The sequence below is a fragment of the Shewanella intestini genome (genome assembly GCF_018221465.1).
Classification (GTDB): domain Bacteria; phylum Pseudomonadota; class Gammaproteobacteria; order Enterobacterales; family Shewanellaceae; genus Shewanella; species Shewanella intestini.
On record NZ_JAAIKR010000011.1, the window covers coordinates 64,069 to 81,192 of the forward strand.

General features: G+C 41.5%; 17 protein-coding genes. 6 read left to right on the plus strand and 11 right to left on the minus strand.

From position 1 onward, the window contains the following. Positions 1-267: 267 nt before the first annotated feature. Complete coding sequence (locus G3R48_RS11640) at positions 268-927, minus strand: TetR/AcrR family transcriptional regulator (RefSeq protein WP_153665957.1); 660 nt, start codon at positions 925-927, stop codon at positions 268-270. Between the two features lie 122 nt (positions 928-1,049). Between G3R48_RS11640 and waaA the strand changes: the two genes are divergently transcribed. Continuing rightward, a complete protein-coding gene (gene waaA, locus G3R48_RS11645) occupies positions 1,050-2,327 on the plus strand; it encodes a lipid IV(A) 3-deoxy-D-manno-octulosonic acid transferase (protein WP_153665955.1) in 1,278 nt (425 codons plus the stop codon). 37 nt (positions 2,328-2,364) lie between these two features. Here waaA and G3R48_RS11650 read toward each other — a convergent pair whose 3' ends face one another. After that, entirely contained in the window at positions 2,365-3,084 is a 720-nt protein-coding gene (locus tag G3R48_RS11650) for a 3-deoxy-D-manno-octulosonic acid kinase (protein WP_153665953.1), read from the minus strand. Between the two features lie 116 nt (positions 3,085-3,200). Between G3R48_RS11650 and G3R48_RS11655 the strand changes: the two genes are divergently transcribed. Beyond that, the gene (locus tag G3R48_RS11655) at positions 3,201-4,229 is read left to right on the plus strand and encodes a glycosyltransferase family 9 protein (RefSeq protein ID WP_153665951.1); all 1,029 of its coding nucleotides are present in this window, start codon (positions 3,201-3,203) and stop codon (positions 4,227-4,229) included. 122 nt (positions 4,230-4,351) lie between these two features. Here G3R48_RS11655 and G3R48_RS11660 read toward each other — a convergent pair whose 3' ends face one another. Next, a complete protein-coding gene (locus G3R48_RS11660) occupies positions 4,352-5,470 on the minus strand; it encodes a CDP-glycerol glycerophosphotransferase family protein (protein ID WP_228497499.1) in 1,119 nt (372 codons plus the stop codon). Positions 5,471-5,789: 319 nt separating this feature from the next. Here G3R48_RS11660 and G3R48_RS17275 point away from each other — a divergent pair, with 319 nt between their 5' ends. The 3 genes from G3R48_RS17275 (at position 5,790) to coaD (ending at position 8,056) form a co-directional block, all read left to right on the plus strand. Continuing rightward, positions 5,790-6,656: an adenylyltransferase/cytidyltransferase family protein gene (locus tag G3R48_RS17275; protein ID WP_228497498.1), complete on the plus strand. Its 867-nt coding sequence runs from the start codon at positions 5,790-5,792 to the stop codon at positions 6,654-6,656. A 129-nt stretch (positions 6,657-6,785) separates the two neighbouring features. Next, positions 6,786-7,538 carry a glycosyltransferase family 25 protein gene (locus G3R48_RS11670; protein ID WP_153665949.1) on the plus strand — a complete coding sequence of 251 codons (753 nt, stop codon included), beginning with the start codon at positions 6,786-6,788 and terminating at the stop codon, positions 7,536-7,538. Positions 7,539-7,579: 41 nt separating this feature from the next. After that, complete coding sequence (coaD, locus tag G3R48_RS11675) at positions 7,580-8,056, plus strand: pantetheine-phosphate adenylyltransferase (RefSeq protein WP_153665947.1); 477 nt, start codon at positions 7,580-7,582, stop codon at positions 8,054-8,056. Between the two features lie 171 nt (positions 8,057-8,227). Here coaD and mutM read toward each other — a convergent pair whose 3' ends face one another. The 8 genes from mutM to G3R48_RS11715 all read right to left on the minus strand — a co-directional run bounded on the left by mutM (position 8,228) and on the right by G3R48_RS11715 (position 15,442). Continuing rightward, the gene (gene mutM, locus G3R48_RS11680; protein WP_153665945.1) at positions 8,228-9,043 is read right to left on the minus strand and encodes a bifunctional DNA-formamidopyrimidine glycosylase/DNA-(apurinic or apyrimidinic site) lyase; all 816 of its coding nucleotides are present in this window, start codon (positions 9,041-9,043) and stop codon (positions 8,228-8,230) included. A gap of 51 nt (positions 9,044-9,094) precedes the next feature. Further along, positions 9,095-9,562, minus strand: coding sequence for a hypothetical protein (locus G3R48_RS11685; RefSeq protein WP_153665943.1), 468 nt, complete (start codon positions 9,560-9,562; stop codon positions 9,095-9,097). A 224-nt stretch (positions 9,563-9,786) separates the two neighbouring features. Further along, positions 9,787-10,773 (minus strand): GTP 3',8-cyclase MoaA, encoded by a 987-nt coding sequence (gene moaA / locus G3R48_RS11690; RefSeq protein WP_153665941.1) that lies wholly within the window; start codon positions 10,771-10,773, stop codon positions 9,787-9,789. A gap of 8 nt (positions 10,774-10,781) precedes the next feature. Further along, the gene (locus G3R48_RS11695) at positions 10,782-12,590 is read right to left on the minus strand and encodes a bifunctional molybdopterin-guanine dinucleotide biosynthesis adaptor protein MobB/molybdopterin molybdotransferase MoeA (RefSeq protein ID WP_153665939.1); all 1,809 of its coding nucleotides are present in this window, start codon (positions 12,588-12,590) and stop codon (positions 10,782-10,784) included. Between the two features lie 18 nt (positions 12,591-12,608). After that, the gene (gene mobA / locus G3R48_RS11700) at positions 12,609-13,193 is read right to left on the minus strand and encodes a molybdenum cofactor guanylyltransferase MobA (protein WP_153665937.1); all 585 of its coding nucleotides are present in this window, start codon (positions 13,191-13,193) and stop codon (positions 12,609-12,611) included. Then, positions 13,183-13,911 (minus strand): ATP-binding cassette domain-containing protein, encoded by a 729-nt coding sequence (locus tag G3R48_RS11705; RefSeq protein ID WP_153665935.1) that lies wholly within the window; start codon positions 13,909-13,911, stop codon positions 13,183-13,185. Before G3R48_RS11705 ends, mobA begins: the two co-directional genes overlap by 11 nt. A gap of 2 nt (positions 13,912-13,913) precedes the next feature. Beyond that, on the minus strand, positions 13,914-14,621 hold the full coding sequence (locus G3R48_RS11710; RefSeq protein WP_153665933.1) for an ABC transporter permease: 708 nt from the start codon (positions 14,619-14,621) through the stop codon (positions 13,914-13,916). Next, complete coding sequence (locus tag G3R48_RS11715) at positions 14,621-15,442, minus strand: ABC transporter substrate-binding protein (RefSeq protein WP_153665931.1); 822 nt, start codon at positions 15,440-15,442, stop codon at positions 14,621-14,623. The genes G3R48_RS11710 and G3R48_RS11715 overlap by 1 nt, the downstream gene beginning before the upstream one ends. A gap of 306 nt (positions 15,443-15,748) precedes the next feature. On the opposite strand from G3R48_RS11715, the gene G3R48_RS11720 reads away from it, so the two are divergent. After that, complete coding sequence (locus tag G3R48_RS11720; protein ID WP_153665929.1) at positions 15,749-17,122, plus strand: sigma-54-dependent transcriptional regulator; 1,374 nt, start codon at positions 15,749-15,751, stop codon at positions 17,120-17,122. Positions 17,123-17,124 lie beyond the last annotated feature (2 nt).

Sequence of the window (17,124 nt, forward strand, 5' to 3'; positions counted from 1 at the left end):
AGATAATCCGAACGCTGCCGTAGGGGGCAAAGTTAGCAATTTTAGCTCGGTAATTGTTGGCATTCTACTCTTAAAAATAACCATGCCTAGTGTTTTCTTTTGCCACGGGGATAAGATAAATGGGATTAGGGCGTAGCGGAATTTCAGATAAGATTAACTAATCTGAATATGAAAAAAGAGCGGTTCATTTCTATACGCGCATACCATAACCAAGAGCGGCGAAGGCGAGTAAAATAACACCCGCAAAGACGAATCAAGTAAGCAAGGTTAATCAGCTTGTTGGCTGCCTTCTTGCTCAATCATCGAGCGATAATGTAATTCCATGCGATTGAAGGTGGCAAGAGAGGTGGGGGTTGAATAGGCTTTAAAAATCATCAATACCCGTAATAGGCCTTTGTATAACGTGGCTTTCGTGATGGTGGCATCACCTGATTGTGTTAATTGGTAGCTAATCCAGAAACTCACCATCATCTTCATGGTATCGGCAAGTTCCATCACAATGTCATCGTCAACGGCTAAAAAGCCATCGCGTACAAGTTGTTTTAATACATTACTTGAACTATGCAATACGTTCTGCTGTGCCAGCATGTAACGCTGTTTTAGAGCATTGTCTCGGCTTAAAATGTCGGCCAAATTGGCATACATAAAGCGGAATTGCCACATGGTGTAAAACATGGCGTCAAAGTAGCCAAGGAGTAACTCAACATCAATGGCAACATCTTGATAAGGCTTTGAGCCATTTTCTAGGTTGGCTTCATATAATGAAAAGATAGAGTTGATAATGTCTTCTTTATTGCGGAAATGGTAATACAGATTGCCAGGGCTAATATTTAAATGTGCAGCTATATGATTGGTTGTGATATTACGCTCACCGTGTTCATTGAAAAGCTCTAAGCTGGCAAAAACAATTTTATCACGGGTTTTCATATTGATTCCAAAGTAATGGTTAGACGTGCAAGTTGGCTGGTGTAGAGGACAAATATCTTTCATTCGTTCGATTATGTTAGCATTGAGCATAACAGTTTCGCAAAATCATTTAAGCCCTCGATATGACTCGTTACATTTATTCCTGTTTGCTCTATTTACTTTCCCCGCTTGTGATTATGTATTTACTGCTTCGCAGTGTAAAAAGTCCTGATTATCGTAAGCGTTGGTCTGAACGTTTTGGGTTTAACCCATTAATCAAAACTGATGTGTTATTCCACTGTGTTTCAATGGGAGAAACATTAGCTGCAGTGAATTTGATTAAACAATTAATGGCACAAAACCCGGATAAGACATTTACCATTACGACGACAAGTCCAACGGGTTCTGAGCAAGTCGTTAACGCGTTTGGAGATCAAGTACAGCATTGTTATTTACCGTTAGACTTCAGTTTTGCGGTTAAGCGCTTCTTAAGGCAAGTTAAACCGCAATTGTGTGTGATTATGGAAACGGAGTTATGGCCAAATTTGGTGCATTTTGCGCATAATCAACAGATAAAAATCATTTTGGCCAATGCGCGTTTGTCACAAAAGTCAGCGGATAAATACCAAGCGAAACCTAAGTTGAGCTTGCCGATGTTGCGCTGTTTGGACCAGATTTTGGTACAAACGCAAATTGAAGCAGAGCGCTTTATGGCCTTAGGTGTGAGCGCGGCTAATATCAAGGTCACTGGCAGTGTAAAGTTTGATATCACTATTGACCCAGTGCAACAACAACGCGCAGTCGCGCTACGTAGCCAATGGCAAAAAGAGTTGGCTCCTGTTTGGGTCGCAGGCAGTGTGCACCCGGGCGAGTTTGACATTATGCTCAACGCGCATCAACAAGTCTTGGCGGTTTACCCTGATGCATTATTGATAATGGCGCCACGTCATCCAGAGCAATTTGACGCAGCGGCACAAGCCATAAACAAGCAAGGATTTCATTTAGTGCGCAGAAGTGAAACGCAGCAGGTTACTGAACAAACTCAAGTGATATTAGGCGATACCATGGGTGAGCTATTAATGCTGTATGGCACGGCTGATCAAGCGTTTATTGGTGGTACCTTAATTGAAAATGGGGGGCATAACCCTCTTGAGCCCGCAGCAATGGGACTGGGTGTTTATATGGGGCCACATCATTGGGACTTTACTGAAATTACGCAGTTATTACAGCAAGCGGGTGCGCTTAATGTGGTGCACAATTCAGATGAGCTGGCGCAGCAGCTATTAGCAAACTTCACTGAGCAACCATTATTGGCTGCAAAACGACGCGCATCACTTGAGGTTGTGTCGCAAAATAGAGGCGCATTAACTGCGCATGTGGTGGCTTTGCAACAATGGCTAGAGACCACGAAAATGCATTAATGTAGGGAAGTGGTTTTGTCGCTTGGTATTTAATGTTTTAACGGATGAATTGCTGGTATCCGGTTAATAAGGCTTGCCAATTGTCTTGCGTAAATTGCAGCACTGGCGCTTTGGTTTGTTCTTTATTAAACGAACGCAGCAATCGCGCAAGATTAGCTTGTTGCCAAGACTTAGCCGGTGTTTTTATCACTCCACGGTCAAAATCAATTAAATAAAATGTATCTGCACTAATGAGAATGTTTTTAGCATTCAAGTCAGCATGATATACCCCGTGCTGGTGGAATTTAGCGATGGTTTGTCCTAGTGACTGCCATTGTTCATTTGTCATGGTATGTTGCGTTAAATACGCTACCAGATCTTTAGCGCCCGCAATACGCTCAATAATAATGTCTGCACGATACCAAATCCCAAAACGTTGCACTTGAGCGGCGATAGGTTTAGGAACTGCAAACCCTTGTTGATAAAGAGTCTCAAGTAATGCTAACTCTGCCACTGCGCGGGTATTGTTCAGGCTGGTATATAAGTATCCATCTTTCGAAAGCTTTGCTGCTAACCCTCCACGCCAGTAGTGGCGAAGCACCCATTGTTGTGAAGTGGTTTGAGGCTGGACAAACCAAGTGGTATAACGCCCGCAAGATTGTCCTGTTACAGCGTGCTTTGCTTGCCAAGGTTCAACACTGAAATCGACAGATTCTAGTGCTTTAGCCTGGTCAATACACCAAGCGATGTAACCATGTTTAGTTTGTTTTATTTGCATACTGAATTCACTAAAGCCGTATGTTGAATGTGGATAAAAATCGCATTATACCTTAATATCCCCCACTTGCATTTATCTACGACAACCGTGCTGCCGCACGATGATGATGGGATATCATGTCTACAGACTTTAGCTCGATTAAATCACTTTGTTTACTGCGCCTTTCAGCCATTGGCGACGTGTGTCACGCCGTTGCAATGGTGCAGGCGATTCAGCGTCAATACCCTGATATTGCTATTACATGGGTCATCGGTAAGGTCGAGTATCAATTACTTAAGCACCTCGAAGGCGTAGAATTTGTCATTTTTGATAAGTCACAAGGATGGCGCAGCTATGGCAAATTAAAACGAGATTTACAAGGTCAGCGTTTTGATGTGTTGTTGCATATGCAGGTAGCATTAAGAGCAACGATAGCTTCATTAATGATTTCCGCTCGCACTCGTATTGGCTTTGATAAAGCCAGAGCCAAAGAAGGGCAATGGCTAGTAACCAATAAAACGGTTGAACCATTGGCAACGCCGCATGTGTTAGAAGGTTTTATGGGGTTTGCTAAAGCCATTGGAGTACAAGATCTTACTCCTCGTTGGCATATACCTGTGCCTGAAGCGGACACGCAGTTTGCAGGCCAATTAATAAAGGTTGATGACAAGGTATTAGTCATTTGCCCTGCCGCGAGTAAAGCTGAGCGCAATTGGTTGCCTGAGCGTTATGCGCAAGTGGCCGATCATGCTGTCGCCAAAGGTTATCGCGTTATTATTTGTGGTGGCCCAAGTGAGTTAGAGGTGTCACTTGCAAAAGCCATTATCAATTGTGCGACTCAAACGCTTGAAAACCAGGTTGGGCAGACGTCATTAACCCAATTATTAGCGGTATTAAAAAACGCAACGTTAGTCATTGCACCAGATACGGGTCCTGCACATATGGCCGTAACCCAAGGTACCAAAGTGATTGGTTTATATGCCCACTCTAATCCTGGCCGTACAGGTCCATATACGTCACTTAACCGAGTGGTCAGCGTGTATGATGAAGTCATAACCGAGCAAAAAACAGCGCCAATAAAGTGGGGGACGCGAGCAAAAGGCGGTGATTTAATGGCGCGTATTTCTGTTGCACGAGTCATTGAACAAATAGATGCAGTGGAATAAACACTGCTTTAGAGGAAAATGAGCCTTTATCAATATTATTGATAAAGGCTTTATTGAATCAGCCGTTCAAAAATTCCTTTGTAAGTTCATCCGTTAACGAATTTACCAATTGTGGTTATTCTTTACGAGGAAGGGGCATTCTCAAGGTATTGAACGATCCGCTCTGATGCTTTTCCATCAGTGGGGCCAACATGTTCATTTGTATATATTTCCCTGTTGGCTGCGTACTGTTCCGGGTGAGCCAATTGTTGAGGAATGGCTTTGATTAATGCGGTGTAATTATTAACATGCAAGCCAATTTCTGAATATAAAACATTATCTTTACCGAAACGATTATAGAATCGGTATTTAAAAATACCGCGATATGACCATTTCAATTTGAAAAAATTACACACAATAACCGGTTTGTTGAGTGCGGCAAATTCAAATAGGGTACTGGATGCTTCACTTAACAAAATATCGGCATTTTTCATAAAAGGGAGTAAGGAAATATCTTGTTCTTTGGCGACATAAACATTGTCAAATATTGACCACTTGGCTAATTTTTGTCGTTGTTTTTTATACTTTTCGCGAACTTGAGTGAGCGAATGCGGCTTAATAAGAATGTTATATTCTCTAAAATCCTCAGGCCAATTATCTGGGAAGCACTCAAGAGAGCTCGGGTTGAAGGTTGGTGCATAAAGGATTGTTGGTTTATTAGGATCCAATCCTAATTCCGCTAAATCCCCCTCCGGTTGTGTGTGATTAAACATAGGGTCTAGCTTAGAAAAACCAACCTGAATAAATTTATCTTTAGGATAATACTCTTTAATTTTGGTTAACCTGAGATCACCTTCAATAAATCTAACCGTCATGGGGGTTTTTGATTTATGGTAGTAGCTAGGTTTTGGACCAACACCGTGACCTAATTGTGCTGTTTTTGAGTGTTGATGTACTTCGTCAAGGAACTCAAATTTATTACCGAAGAATATCCAATCCGCTTTTAAGGATAGGTAGGCAAGCTTCGCTTGTTGTGTATTATTAACCCAAATACACTCTACATCTAAGTCATTAATCACTTCAGAAAATGCCTGTTGGTCATTTTTATTGCTATAACAAACCAACTTTACTTGATGGTGTCGCAGTTTCAGTTGTTCGATAATTGGAACGTATTGAGGCAAGTAATAAACATTCAATGTGTCAAACAAAATTAACATAGCACTCTCTTTAATACTTTTATTGTTGTAAATAGGTTGTTTCATGGCTACTGCCAAACCCAACTGAATTTAAAGCTATATAATTCAGTTTGTTATGTGGATTTCAGAATTTGCATCGTGATGCTTTTATCAATCATATTATGAATCAATTTTTAGCAAAGCGATACCACCTTTATGAAGTCTACTTCGACGCTAGTTTTACTGTTTTAAGAGGGCTGGCAACGTCAATGAAGTAGAAGCAGTCATCCGCGGAATCTTACTCACTAGCATGGTTATATTGAAATGACCAAATGTAGCCAACGTAGACGATTAACCCTAATTCAATTAAAATGAATGCTTTATTTTAACAAGAAATGTTTTAATTATGCCTCATTCAACTTTGAGAACTTTTGATTATCCTGCAAGCTTGATAAAAAGCTATCAACATTGGCATTTATTACTTAGACCTGATCAACCTACGTTAGGATCAATGGTTTTAGTTTGTAAAGAAAGTGTTCATCACTATTCGAAGATTTCTACTGCCGCAGCAGAGGAGCAGAAACAGATTATCTCAGATGTTGAAAGCGTGCTTAAATATCGTTTTGATTGTAATAAAGTTAACTATCTAATGTTGATGATGGTTGATCCAGCGGTTCACTTTCATATTGTTCCTCGTTATGAGTTCCCCGTTGAATTTTGTGACCAAGAATACCTCGATTCAAACTGGCCTAAACCACCAAGTTTATCTAATGAATTAAAGCTTCCAAATATTTATCGTGAAGAGTTACTTAAAACCCTAAAAAGTGATTTTAGCAATGTGGCTGAAGTAACCATTGCTGACACTAAAAAGCCCTATAGGAAAATGTATACATCAGGTTGTTTTGATATTTTCCATCAAGGTCATTTAAATATTCTTAAGAAAACTAAAGAGTTGTGTGATTATTTAATTGTTGGTGTGTCAACCGATGAATTGATTATTAAATCAAAAGGACGTCCACCAATTATTCCATTTGACGAACGAATCTCTATTTTAGAAGCAAATCGGTTTGTTGATGAGGTTATTCCGCAAGTCGATAAAAATAAACAAGATATTGTTGATCAATATAATATCGATGCCATTTCTGTCGGCTCCGATTGGAAAGGAAAATATCCCGCCGTTACCTGTGAAATGGTTTATTTTGATTATACGCCAAATGTCAGTTCCACAGTGTTGAAGCAAAAGCTAAATATTACGCCTAATTCAAAAGCATAAGCTTCTGAAACACGTCTTAGGATGACTTAAAAATCATAATGTTAAAGTGGTTTTAAGCTTACGGTGAGACATCTCGATGACTAAAGACATCAATTACTTCACGACACTCGGATGGAATTTAAAAATACTATGAAATGCAAAGTATTTGTTATTAATTTGGATAAAAGTACAGAAAGAATGGATTTTATGCATCGGCAATTACAACAGCTTGATATCGCATACGAAAGGGTTGCAGCCGTGTATGGCAAAGATCTTGATGATTCAGAAATTACAGCTGTTTTTAATGAGAAAGCGAATCTTGAAAAGTACGATAAAGTTCTGAATGTCGGTGAGTTAGGGTGTTATTTAAGCCATGTTAACTGTTGGAAACAGATGGTTGAACAGCAAATTGAATTTGCTTTGATTTTAGAAGATGACTCTAGACTTGACCCTGAACTTGGAACGTTAATGGACGGTGTTGCCCAGTTGGAACCAACGTGGGATTACATTAAATTGTGCCACAGTAAAAAAGAAAAGGGCGTCATTGACAGTATTGCTATTAACGACAAGTTCTCTATTGGCACGTGTTTAAAATTGCCGGCATCAACCCGTGGTCAATTTGTGTCACTTGCCGGAGCGAAAAAATTGTTAGCGACGGCGTTACCCATTTCTCGACCTATTGATGTTGATATTCAATACTGGTTTGAGAAAAACATAAATTGTTTTGTTGTAAGACCATTTCCTGTCGTTGGGGCTAAATTTGAAAGTGAAATTACCATTTTAGGTAACCGCTCCCAAACTCAAAAACGGCCTTTAAAGCGTATTTTACAAAAAATGTGTTTTGAAGCGAAGGTTAGGTTGAACCGTCATAAACTCCCTGATATTTCAACGTTAAAAAGTTAAATTTAAACACATTAACCTATTAAGCACAGGTATTTTGAATTATGCATAGACGCGCGATTTATCCCGGCACATTTGACCCTGTGACCAATGGTCATGCTGATTTAATTGAACGGGCTGCAAAACTTTTTAAGCATGTCATTATTGGTATTGCGGCGAACCCTACGAAACAACCGCGTTTTAGCCTTGAAGCACGCGTGGCGTTGCTGAGCAAGGTGACTGAGCATTTAGATAATGTAGAAGTCGTCGGTTTTAGCGGGCTGTTAGTCGATTTTGCTAAGCAGCAAGATGCCAGTGTATTAGTTCGTGGTCTACGCGCGGTCTCTGACTTTGAGTATGAATTTCAGCTTGCGAATATGAATAGACGTTTAAGCCCAAATCTAGAGAGTGTATTTTTAACCCCAGCAGAAGAAAATTCATTTATTTCATCTTCGCTAGTTAAAGAAGTGGCTTTGCATGGCGGCGATGTGAGCCAGTTTGTTCATCCCGAAGTGGCAAACGCGCTACAGAAAACAGATTGAAGCGCGTCACTGATTTTAACCTGCAACTATGGTTGGTTAATTGGCTACATTACCGACCTATGTGAGATAGCTTATCTGTATGCGATAAATCAGATAATGACATCAAATTTATCGCGGTTACTTATGAAATAACGCGCCATTAGCGCGTTATTTTTTCTTAAAATTAATAGCTTAGCGAGTTTGGCAACGTCCACAAAATACGGTAGTACGTTGGCCAAGCTTAATTTCACTGAGTAGATTACCGCAGTGAGTACAGGTTTGTCCGCCACGGCCATAAACATGTAACTTTTGGGCAAAATAACCTGGTTTACCATCGGCATTGGTAAAGTCTTTTAATGTCGTGCCGCCTTGTTTAATTGCTAAGGCTAAAATCCGCTTCACTTCAGTGACTAATACCGTTAAACGCGCAATATCCACTTTAGCTGCGGGTGTTTGAGGATGAATACCTGCTGCAAATAACGCTTCATTGGCGTAAATATTCCCGACGCCAACCACGATATGATTGTCCATTAAGCACAGCTTGATGGCCTTTTTCTTATTTGCTATTGCCTGTTGTAGTTGCAGCGGATTAAATGCCTCACTGAGTGGCTCTGGACCAAGCCTTGCTAACAGCGGGTGATTTTCTTCTGGTAGCTCATACCATAGCCACGCACCAAAGCGTCGCGGGTCGTTAAAGCGCAGTACCTGACCATTGGCTAATAGCATGTCAATATGATCGTGTTTTTCGATTGGGGTCGATGCGGGCAATATCCGTAAGCTACCTGACATTCCTAAATGAATGATAGTGATCCCCGCTTGGGTTTCGATCAGCAAATATTTTGCTCTGCGGCGGATATGCGTAATGGTTTGGCCGACAATGTTTTGCGCCACCTGAGGCACTGGCCATCGTAATGATGCATTTCTGACCACCAATGCGCTAACCGTTTGGTTTAGTAGGTGAGGAGTAATCCCTTGGCGGGTAACTTCAACTTCGGGTAATTCAGGCATTGAGCAACTATTTCCTTATAAAATCCATTAATTGAGATGGCCAAAGCGAGTTTATGATTTAGCGCTTAAATCGATAATCGGCAGTAAATTATCACGTAAACTGGGGGGGATTTGATACCAATTGCCGCTGGCTGATTTAAGCAACCCGTGCCTGACAAAAAATTGCCAACGTTGCACTTGGGGGGATGATGTCACTTGAATTAATAATTCTTTTGGTGTGTCAGTTAACTGAGGCGCTTGGCTTAACGGCGAGACATATATTTGCTGCCAAGCTTGTGCCCATAATTGGCAATTTAATACCGTTGTGGCGCATTGCCATTGCTTTGAAGCATTGTTCGGTTGGTGCTTTAACCATACGTTGTTTAATTGAAGTTGAGCAATGGGACTGGCGTCGTCAAATAATGGCAGCGCATCGTCGGGCAATTGTTGGGTTTTGCGGTCGAGATACGATAAGAGTGAAATCATAATCACACTGGCTGCGATAATGATGTTGTTCCATTTTTTACGAGACAAAGCCATATTGTTATTCACTTATGTAGACGCTGACGGTTATCCATCAAAATGATGCTTACGCTATCATATTGCGCTAAATAAGGTAAATAATGAAGTCGAAACAAGGTTTGTTGTGAGCGTAGTCGTGAGTGTAGGTTTAACACAACAACGTGGTGAACTAATCGAATAAAACCAAGCCATGACACATGCGCAAGGCACATTGTGGTCATGGCTGTCGTTGTTAGTTGCGGTTAACCGCCTGTCGCATTCATAAAGCGTAAGATTTGTACTTCGTCTTGTTGACCAAAATGATGCTCTTTTGGCTTATTTTTAATACCATTTAAAATGGCGGTTTTTAAGCGGTCAATATCACCAGGGTACGCTCTTACAATCGCTTTTAAATCAACTGAGTTTTCGTTACCTAAACAAAGGATTAAACGGCCTTCTACCGTGACTCTGACACGGTTACATTCATGGCAGAAGTTATTGCTGTGCGGCGAAATAAAGCCAATGTGGGTGTCGCTATCAGCCATTTTGTAATAACGTGCAGGCCCACCTGTACGCTTACTTGAAGGCAATAATGGATAGTGTTGCTCAATAATTTCACGTACTTCGGCACTTGAGCAATGACGGCTTTGTTTACGTTCATCAATGACGCCAACTTGCATCTCTTCAATAAAAGAAATATCCAGTTTACGCTCACGACAAAAGTTAACCAGGTCAATAATTTCATGATCATTTTGACCACGTAAAATGACGGCATTGATTTTGATTTTAGTGAACCCAGCAGCGATTGCGGTATCAATACCAGCAATCACACGTTCCAGTTTACCGTTACGGGTAAGTTTGTTAAACAATTCAGGGTTCAGTGTGTCTAAGCTAATATTTAAGCGTTTAAGACCGTTATCAAATAATGGCTTGGCCAATTTGCTTAAACGCGAACCGTTAGTGGTCATCGATAAGTCTTCAAGCCCTGGTAATTTTCCAAGGTATTCAACTAAACGGTCACAATCGGTTCTCACGAGTGGTTCACCACCGGTAAGGCGAATTTTCTTTACCCCAAGTTCGGTGAAAGCTTGCGCAACCCATGACAGCTCTTCAAGACTGAGCACATGATCACGAGGTAAAAATTCAGGGTCTTCACTCATGCAATATACGCATCGGAAGTCACAGCGGTCAGTAACTGACAAACGTAGGTAATCTACGTGGCGATCAAACAGGTCAACTATTTGGCTCATATAAAACCTTAAAGCACATCGGCAAAGGGTTGGATAAATACCGTGTCACCGCTGACAACCGACTTAGGTTGTTCGCCAATAACAATTAAACAGTTCCCTTGTACCATCGAGTTCAGCATGCCTGAACCTTGTGCTCCAGTTGATTTTACATGGAGCTTGCCGTCGTTACCTATGTGGTAAACGCCGCGCAAAAATTCTGTTCGTCCTTCACGGCTACGGAGTGTTTCATCAGTAACAGCCGGTAAGAAGGTGGGTTGCCAGTGTGTTTCACCAGCCAATTTACGTAATGCTGGTTGAACAAATTGCAAAAATGACACCATCACAGCAACAGGGTTGCCCGGTAAACCAAAGAATAAGGCATCATTTATCTTACCTACGGCTAACGGACGGCCGGGACGCATATTGATCCGCCAAAAATTAATGGCACCAAGTTTGGCTAATGCGGTTTTAATATAATCAGCATTACCTACTGAAACACCACCAGAGCTGATCACAATATCAGCTTGTTGACTTGCTGAGTCCAAAGCTTGCATTAAGCTAGCTTCGTCGTCTTCAATGATGCCTAAGTCAATCACTTCACAGCCTAATTTTTTGGCCATGGTTTTAATGGTGTAACGGTTAGAGTCGTAGATGCAATTGGATTGTAATGCCTCGCCTGGTTGGCTAACTTCATCACCAGTAGAAAATACCGCAATAGTAGGACGTTTCACTACTTGTGCTTGGCTAAGACCTAATGAGGCCATTAATCCGACTTCAGCAGCGCCCATACGTGTGCCTGCTTGAAGTGCTACAGCATCTTTGGCGATATCTTCACCTGCAAGGCGAACATGTTGACCTGCTTTAATAGCGTCTACATCTGTAAGCGTTAATTGGTTATTTTCTTCGGTAGTCAACTCGCGTGGTTGAATGGTATCAGCCCCTGCTGGAACCGGAGCGCCAGTCATAATTCTTACCGCTTCACCCGCTTGTAATGTTTTGTCATAACCGTGGCCAGCGAGCACCTCACCTACAACGTTTAATGTTGCGTGACTTGTGCTTGCATAAGCAAAGGCATAACCGTCCATTGCAGAATTGGTTTGTTGCGGCACATTAACAGGTGAAATTAAGTCTGTCGCTAATACGCGGTTAGCTAAATCATCTAACTGACACATGGTGGTTTTGGTGCTGGCAGTAACTTGATCTAAAACGTAAGTGATACCTTGAGAAACACTCAGTGCTTGTTGATTATTTTGACTGTCGACTTGCGCTGGTACGTTAATTGGCAGTTGCGCTGGAGCTGGTTGCCAGTTTTTTTGGTACTCAATAACAAAGTCGGCAATTTGTGACACATTGTTGAGGTCTAAACGGGTGAGCTCTGGTGGAGTTTGGGTATCGTCACAACAGGCAATCGCCACAATATCATCATCATGGGTATAGATTAGTGGCTTACCGTGAGCTGCTCGATGCAGTTCAATTTTTGGCAATGACAGCTTTTTAAAACCTTCCACCAATACAATATCAATCGTGTCGGTTTCAATTTGGCGTAACAGATGATCAAGTTTTGGGTCGTTTTCAACTGCGTCTTCAGTCATTAATGCCCAACGAACATGCGATGCGACTAGCATTTGCTTAGCACCGGCTTTACGCATTTCGTAACTGTCTTTTCCTGGAATATCGACATCAAAATTATGATGAGCATGTTTAATCACAGCTAAGCGAACACCTCGACGGTTTAACTCAGGGATCAATTGTTTTAATAATGTCGTTTTACCCGTACCACTGTAGGCACAAAATCCAAGAACAGGGACTGAAAGTGGGTTAGAAAACACAATGCTCATAGTTTGACCTCGACTCAATTACTGCGCTATTTCGGCAGCAAGTTGTTGTTTTTGTTCTGGGGTGTTGACGTTTACAAATGCATTTGGCTGGTCGCTAAACTCCGCTACAGCATATTTGTGCTGTGCATACCAAATATCTATTTTACGTTCACCAGCATCTAAAAAATTCTTCATGGATTGGCGCAGTTGTGGTTTTAATAACAACACGACAGGTTGTTCGCGTTTACCATCACTTGCTACGGCTAAATCAGCGTTGTTTTGCTCTAATGTCGCCTTTAATCGTGCCAGTAGATCTGTGGGCAATAATGGGCAATCACAAGGAACGACCAATAAATAATTTGCCTCGGTGTTGTCCATTGCGGTGATCATGCCTGCCAACGGGCCTAAATAACCACTGTCTTGGTCGCTAAACACATCAAAACCAAACTGACAATATTGCTCATGGTGACGATTAGCGTTAATCATGATGTGGTCGACTTGTGGCCTTAGACGTTCAATTGTATGTTGCACCATAGGTTTACCAGCTAGTTCAACTAAACCTTTATCGTTACCACCCATACGGCGAGCCATTCCGCCAGCCAATATCACCGCATCAATTTGCATAATTTAATTCCATCGTGGTTAAAAGTGTTTGGTCACTATTATGCGGCGCATCATCGCTGACCTTAATTTGTTTATTAGTAATAAACCAATGCTTATTGCACAAACTTGTGAGTCCACAGGCTTGATGGCTACTTAATAATAGCCCTGTGCCTTCCTCTTTTAACTGCTTGATCATATCCAACACCAACAGCTGTGAAGGTTTATCCATGTTCGATGTCGGTTCGTCTAGCATCAATAATGTCGGTTGAATAATCCACGCTCTTGCCATTGCTAAGCGTTGGCGTTCTCCGCCAGACAAATTACTCGCACTGTTGTCGAGCAAATGACCTAACTGCGCCATTTCAATGGCTTGTTCAACTCTTTTCGTGAGTAGCTGTTTGTTTTTTGAGGCCTGCTTGGCCGCAAATGTTAGATTATATTTTACCGAGCCATCAAATAAATACGGGTGTTGATGCAGGTAAAGCGCTTTACCGACTAAGCCATCTTTTCGCCACCAATGAGACTTTTCAAAGCCATGGGCAGTGATGCTGCCTTCACTTGCAATACTTAACCCCGCGAGTAATTTCATTAAGGTTGACTTGCCTGAGCCATTGTCACCTTGCAAATAAATCACATCAGCTTGAGAGAAAGATAAATGCTGTACGGAAAATAACATTTTTCCATCAAAGTGCATTGTGACGTGCTCTGCAATAATGCAAGCAATATTAGAATTTGCCATTATTAATGACTCCTCGGCACGGCTTTGCCACGTAAAGTGCCTAAGGTAAAGTTAAGTATTAAAGCTAAAATTAATAGCACTAAACCTAATGCAATGGCCTGAGCAAAATCCCCTTTACTGGTTTCAAGGGCGATGGCGGTAGGAATGTTACGGGTGACATTCATAATGTTGCCACCAACCATCATCGAACATCCCACCTCAGTTAAAATGCGACTAAATGCCGCAATAACCGCTAATAGTAATGGCACTCTAAGCTCTCGGCATAATACATAGACGGCCTTTGGCCAAGCTACGCCAAGAGTACGAGCCGTTTCCCATGCGCGGCGATCAACACTTGAAAATGCTGCTTGTGATAGGGCAATTAACACTGGGGCGCAAATCAGCATTTGGCCTAAAATCATGCCTTTTTGGGTGAATAACCACTTTAAATCACCTAAAACACCATTACGGGTGAGTAGTAGGTAAACCAATAAACCAATGACAACAGTAGGAATTGATTGCAATGTTTGCACAAGATTGGTGACTAACCAGCGGCCACGAAATTGGGTAAAAGCAAGCACAAATCCCAGCGCAAGCGATGGAATGAGTGTGATAAGTAACGCCGCAAAAGAGACGCTAAAAGAGATGTTGATAATTGACCACACGTCGTGGTCAAAAGAAAGCAGCAAGCTAAATGCTTGCTGCAATAAAGATAACCAGCCTTCGCTCATTAGTCTTCTTTTGCCTTAAATAATTGTTGGCCTTGTACTTTATAGCTGTTAATTAACGCTTTTGTTTTAGGGTTAACTAACCAATCACTAAATGCACGTGCACCTTTGTGGTTTAAGTCAGGATATTTTTTAGGGTTAATTAGAATAACTTGATATGGGTTAGCCAATAACTTGCCACCATCAAATTTAACTTCTAAATCTAATTTTGCTTTGTAAGCAACAAAAGTACCACGGTCAGATAAGGTGTAGGCTTGTAACTCATTTGCCATTAGCAATGTTTTACCCATACCTTGGCCAACAGGTGTATAACCTTTAAAGTTAGGTGTGACTTTAGCACGTTTCCAAATGATATTTTCTTTCATGTTGGTGCCCGAGTTATCACCGCGTGATAAGAACGTGCTGTGAGTTGCGGCGATTTTAGCAAAAGCATCTTCTGCAGTTTTGCTCGAGTGAATGCCAGCAGGATCGGCTTTGGGCCCAAGAACAACAAAGTCGTTGGCCATAATACCACGTGGTTCAATACCAAATCCGTCAGCAACAAATTTAGCTTCAGCACCAGGTGCATGAGTCATAACCACATCTACATCACCTTGGCTAGCAAGTTTTAATGCTTTACCTGTACCCGTCGCAATGACTTGCACTGTGTAACCCGATTGTTTTTCAAATTTAGGCAGAATATAACCCAATAAACCCGAATTTTCGGTACTGGTTGTAGTGGCAAGTTTAATAATATCACCAGCGAATACTGCTGGGCTAAATACAACGCTACTGACTAAGCTTGCTGCTAAAACAAAAGTTGCTGTCGTTTTTTTAATAAACATGAAAATTTCCTGAAATATCGATAAAAATAAAGACTATTACACTCAATGATAATCGTAAGTGCATAATAGACAAAGCCATTTCAACGTTATTGTAAGCAAATGTAATGCCATAGTGTATTGAAAGCATTATTTGTCACGAATGCAATGCCAAGTGTGATCTATCTCCTGTTATTTGTATAATACCCCCAGACAATTTGTCCCACTGGGTGATAATACTGGTTCATACTGACCATTATAATAGTGGCATAATTATATAAGCATGAATAATAGTGTCATTTTGTCCATTTAAATCATTAGAGAGAGCGAATGAAAAATTCATTTCCGACAGGCATGTCCGTGTTAATTGTCGATGACGAACCGGGTATGCGCAGTTTTTTAACCAAAGCATTGAGCAAAAAATTTGCCTTGGTTGATACTGCCTCAACGATTACCCAGGCTGAGCAAATGCGCTCTCAGGGGCATTATGATTTATTGATTGTCGATATCCGCCTCCCAGACCGTTCCGGTATTGAATGGCATGAGGCGCTTGATGACCCAGATCGTCAAGCAGATATTATTTTTATGACCGGTTATGCCGATATGGACGTGGCCATTAAAGCATTACGTGCTGGTGCCTCTGATTTCATTATGAAGCCGTTTCATCTTGAGCAAATGATGACGGCGGTTAATCGCTGCATTGAGCGGCGCTTATTACAGCGAGAGAACTTTATGCTCAAGCGTGAACTGCTAAATGGGCAAGCTTCAACAATTATAGGTCGCAGTGATGCCATGCAAGAAGTCAAACAAGTTATTGAGCGTGTGGCACCGACCAATGCTGTTGTATTAATTGAAGGTGAGTCGGGCACAGGTAAAGAGCTCGTTGCCAGACAGCTGCATTCGTTAAGTGGCAGAACGGGGGCATTTGTGCCCGTTAATTGCGGGGCCATTGCACCAGAATTATTAGGCAGCGAGTTATTTGGCCATATTGCGGGATCATTTACTGGGGCAAAAAACAGTCGGGAAGGCCTATTTAGCTTTGCATCAGGTGGTACTATTTTCCTTGATGAAATTGGGGAAATGCCAATGAACATGCAAACGGCATTACTACGAGTGTTAGAGCAACGTGCAATTCGGCCGATTGGTAGCGAAAAAGAAGTCGTTATTGATGTGCGTATTGTCGCTGCAACTAATAGAACATTGTTAGAAGAAGTTGAAGCTGGACATTTTCGTCGTGATTTATTCTATCGGTTAAATGTTTTGAATATTCTTATTCCGCCACTGCGTGCAAGAGTCGATGATATTGTCGAATTAACGCATTTCTTCACTATGCAAATTTCCCGAGAAATGGGTTTGAAGGAAGTGATTTGGAGCCATGAAGACCTACAAGTGTTAAAAGGATACGAATGGCCAGGTAACATTCGTGAACTGCGCAATATGATTGAACGTTGCATTTTATTAGGTAAACCGCCGGCAGAGTATTGGAAGGTGGATAGCCAAGAGCCCGTTGCAGAAATTATTGGTTATCCAGTTGATTGGCCATTAAAAGATGTTGAAAAGCAGCATGTGATGCACGTCGTTGATGCACATGATGGAAATAAATCAGCTGCGGCAAGAGATTTAGGAGTGTCTCGCAAAACCCTTGACCGTAAATTTAAAGACTGGTTTAACAACGCAGACGTAGAAACCGACAAGGAAGATTAATC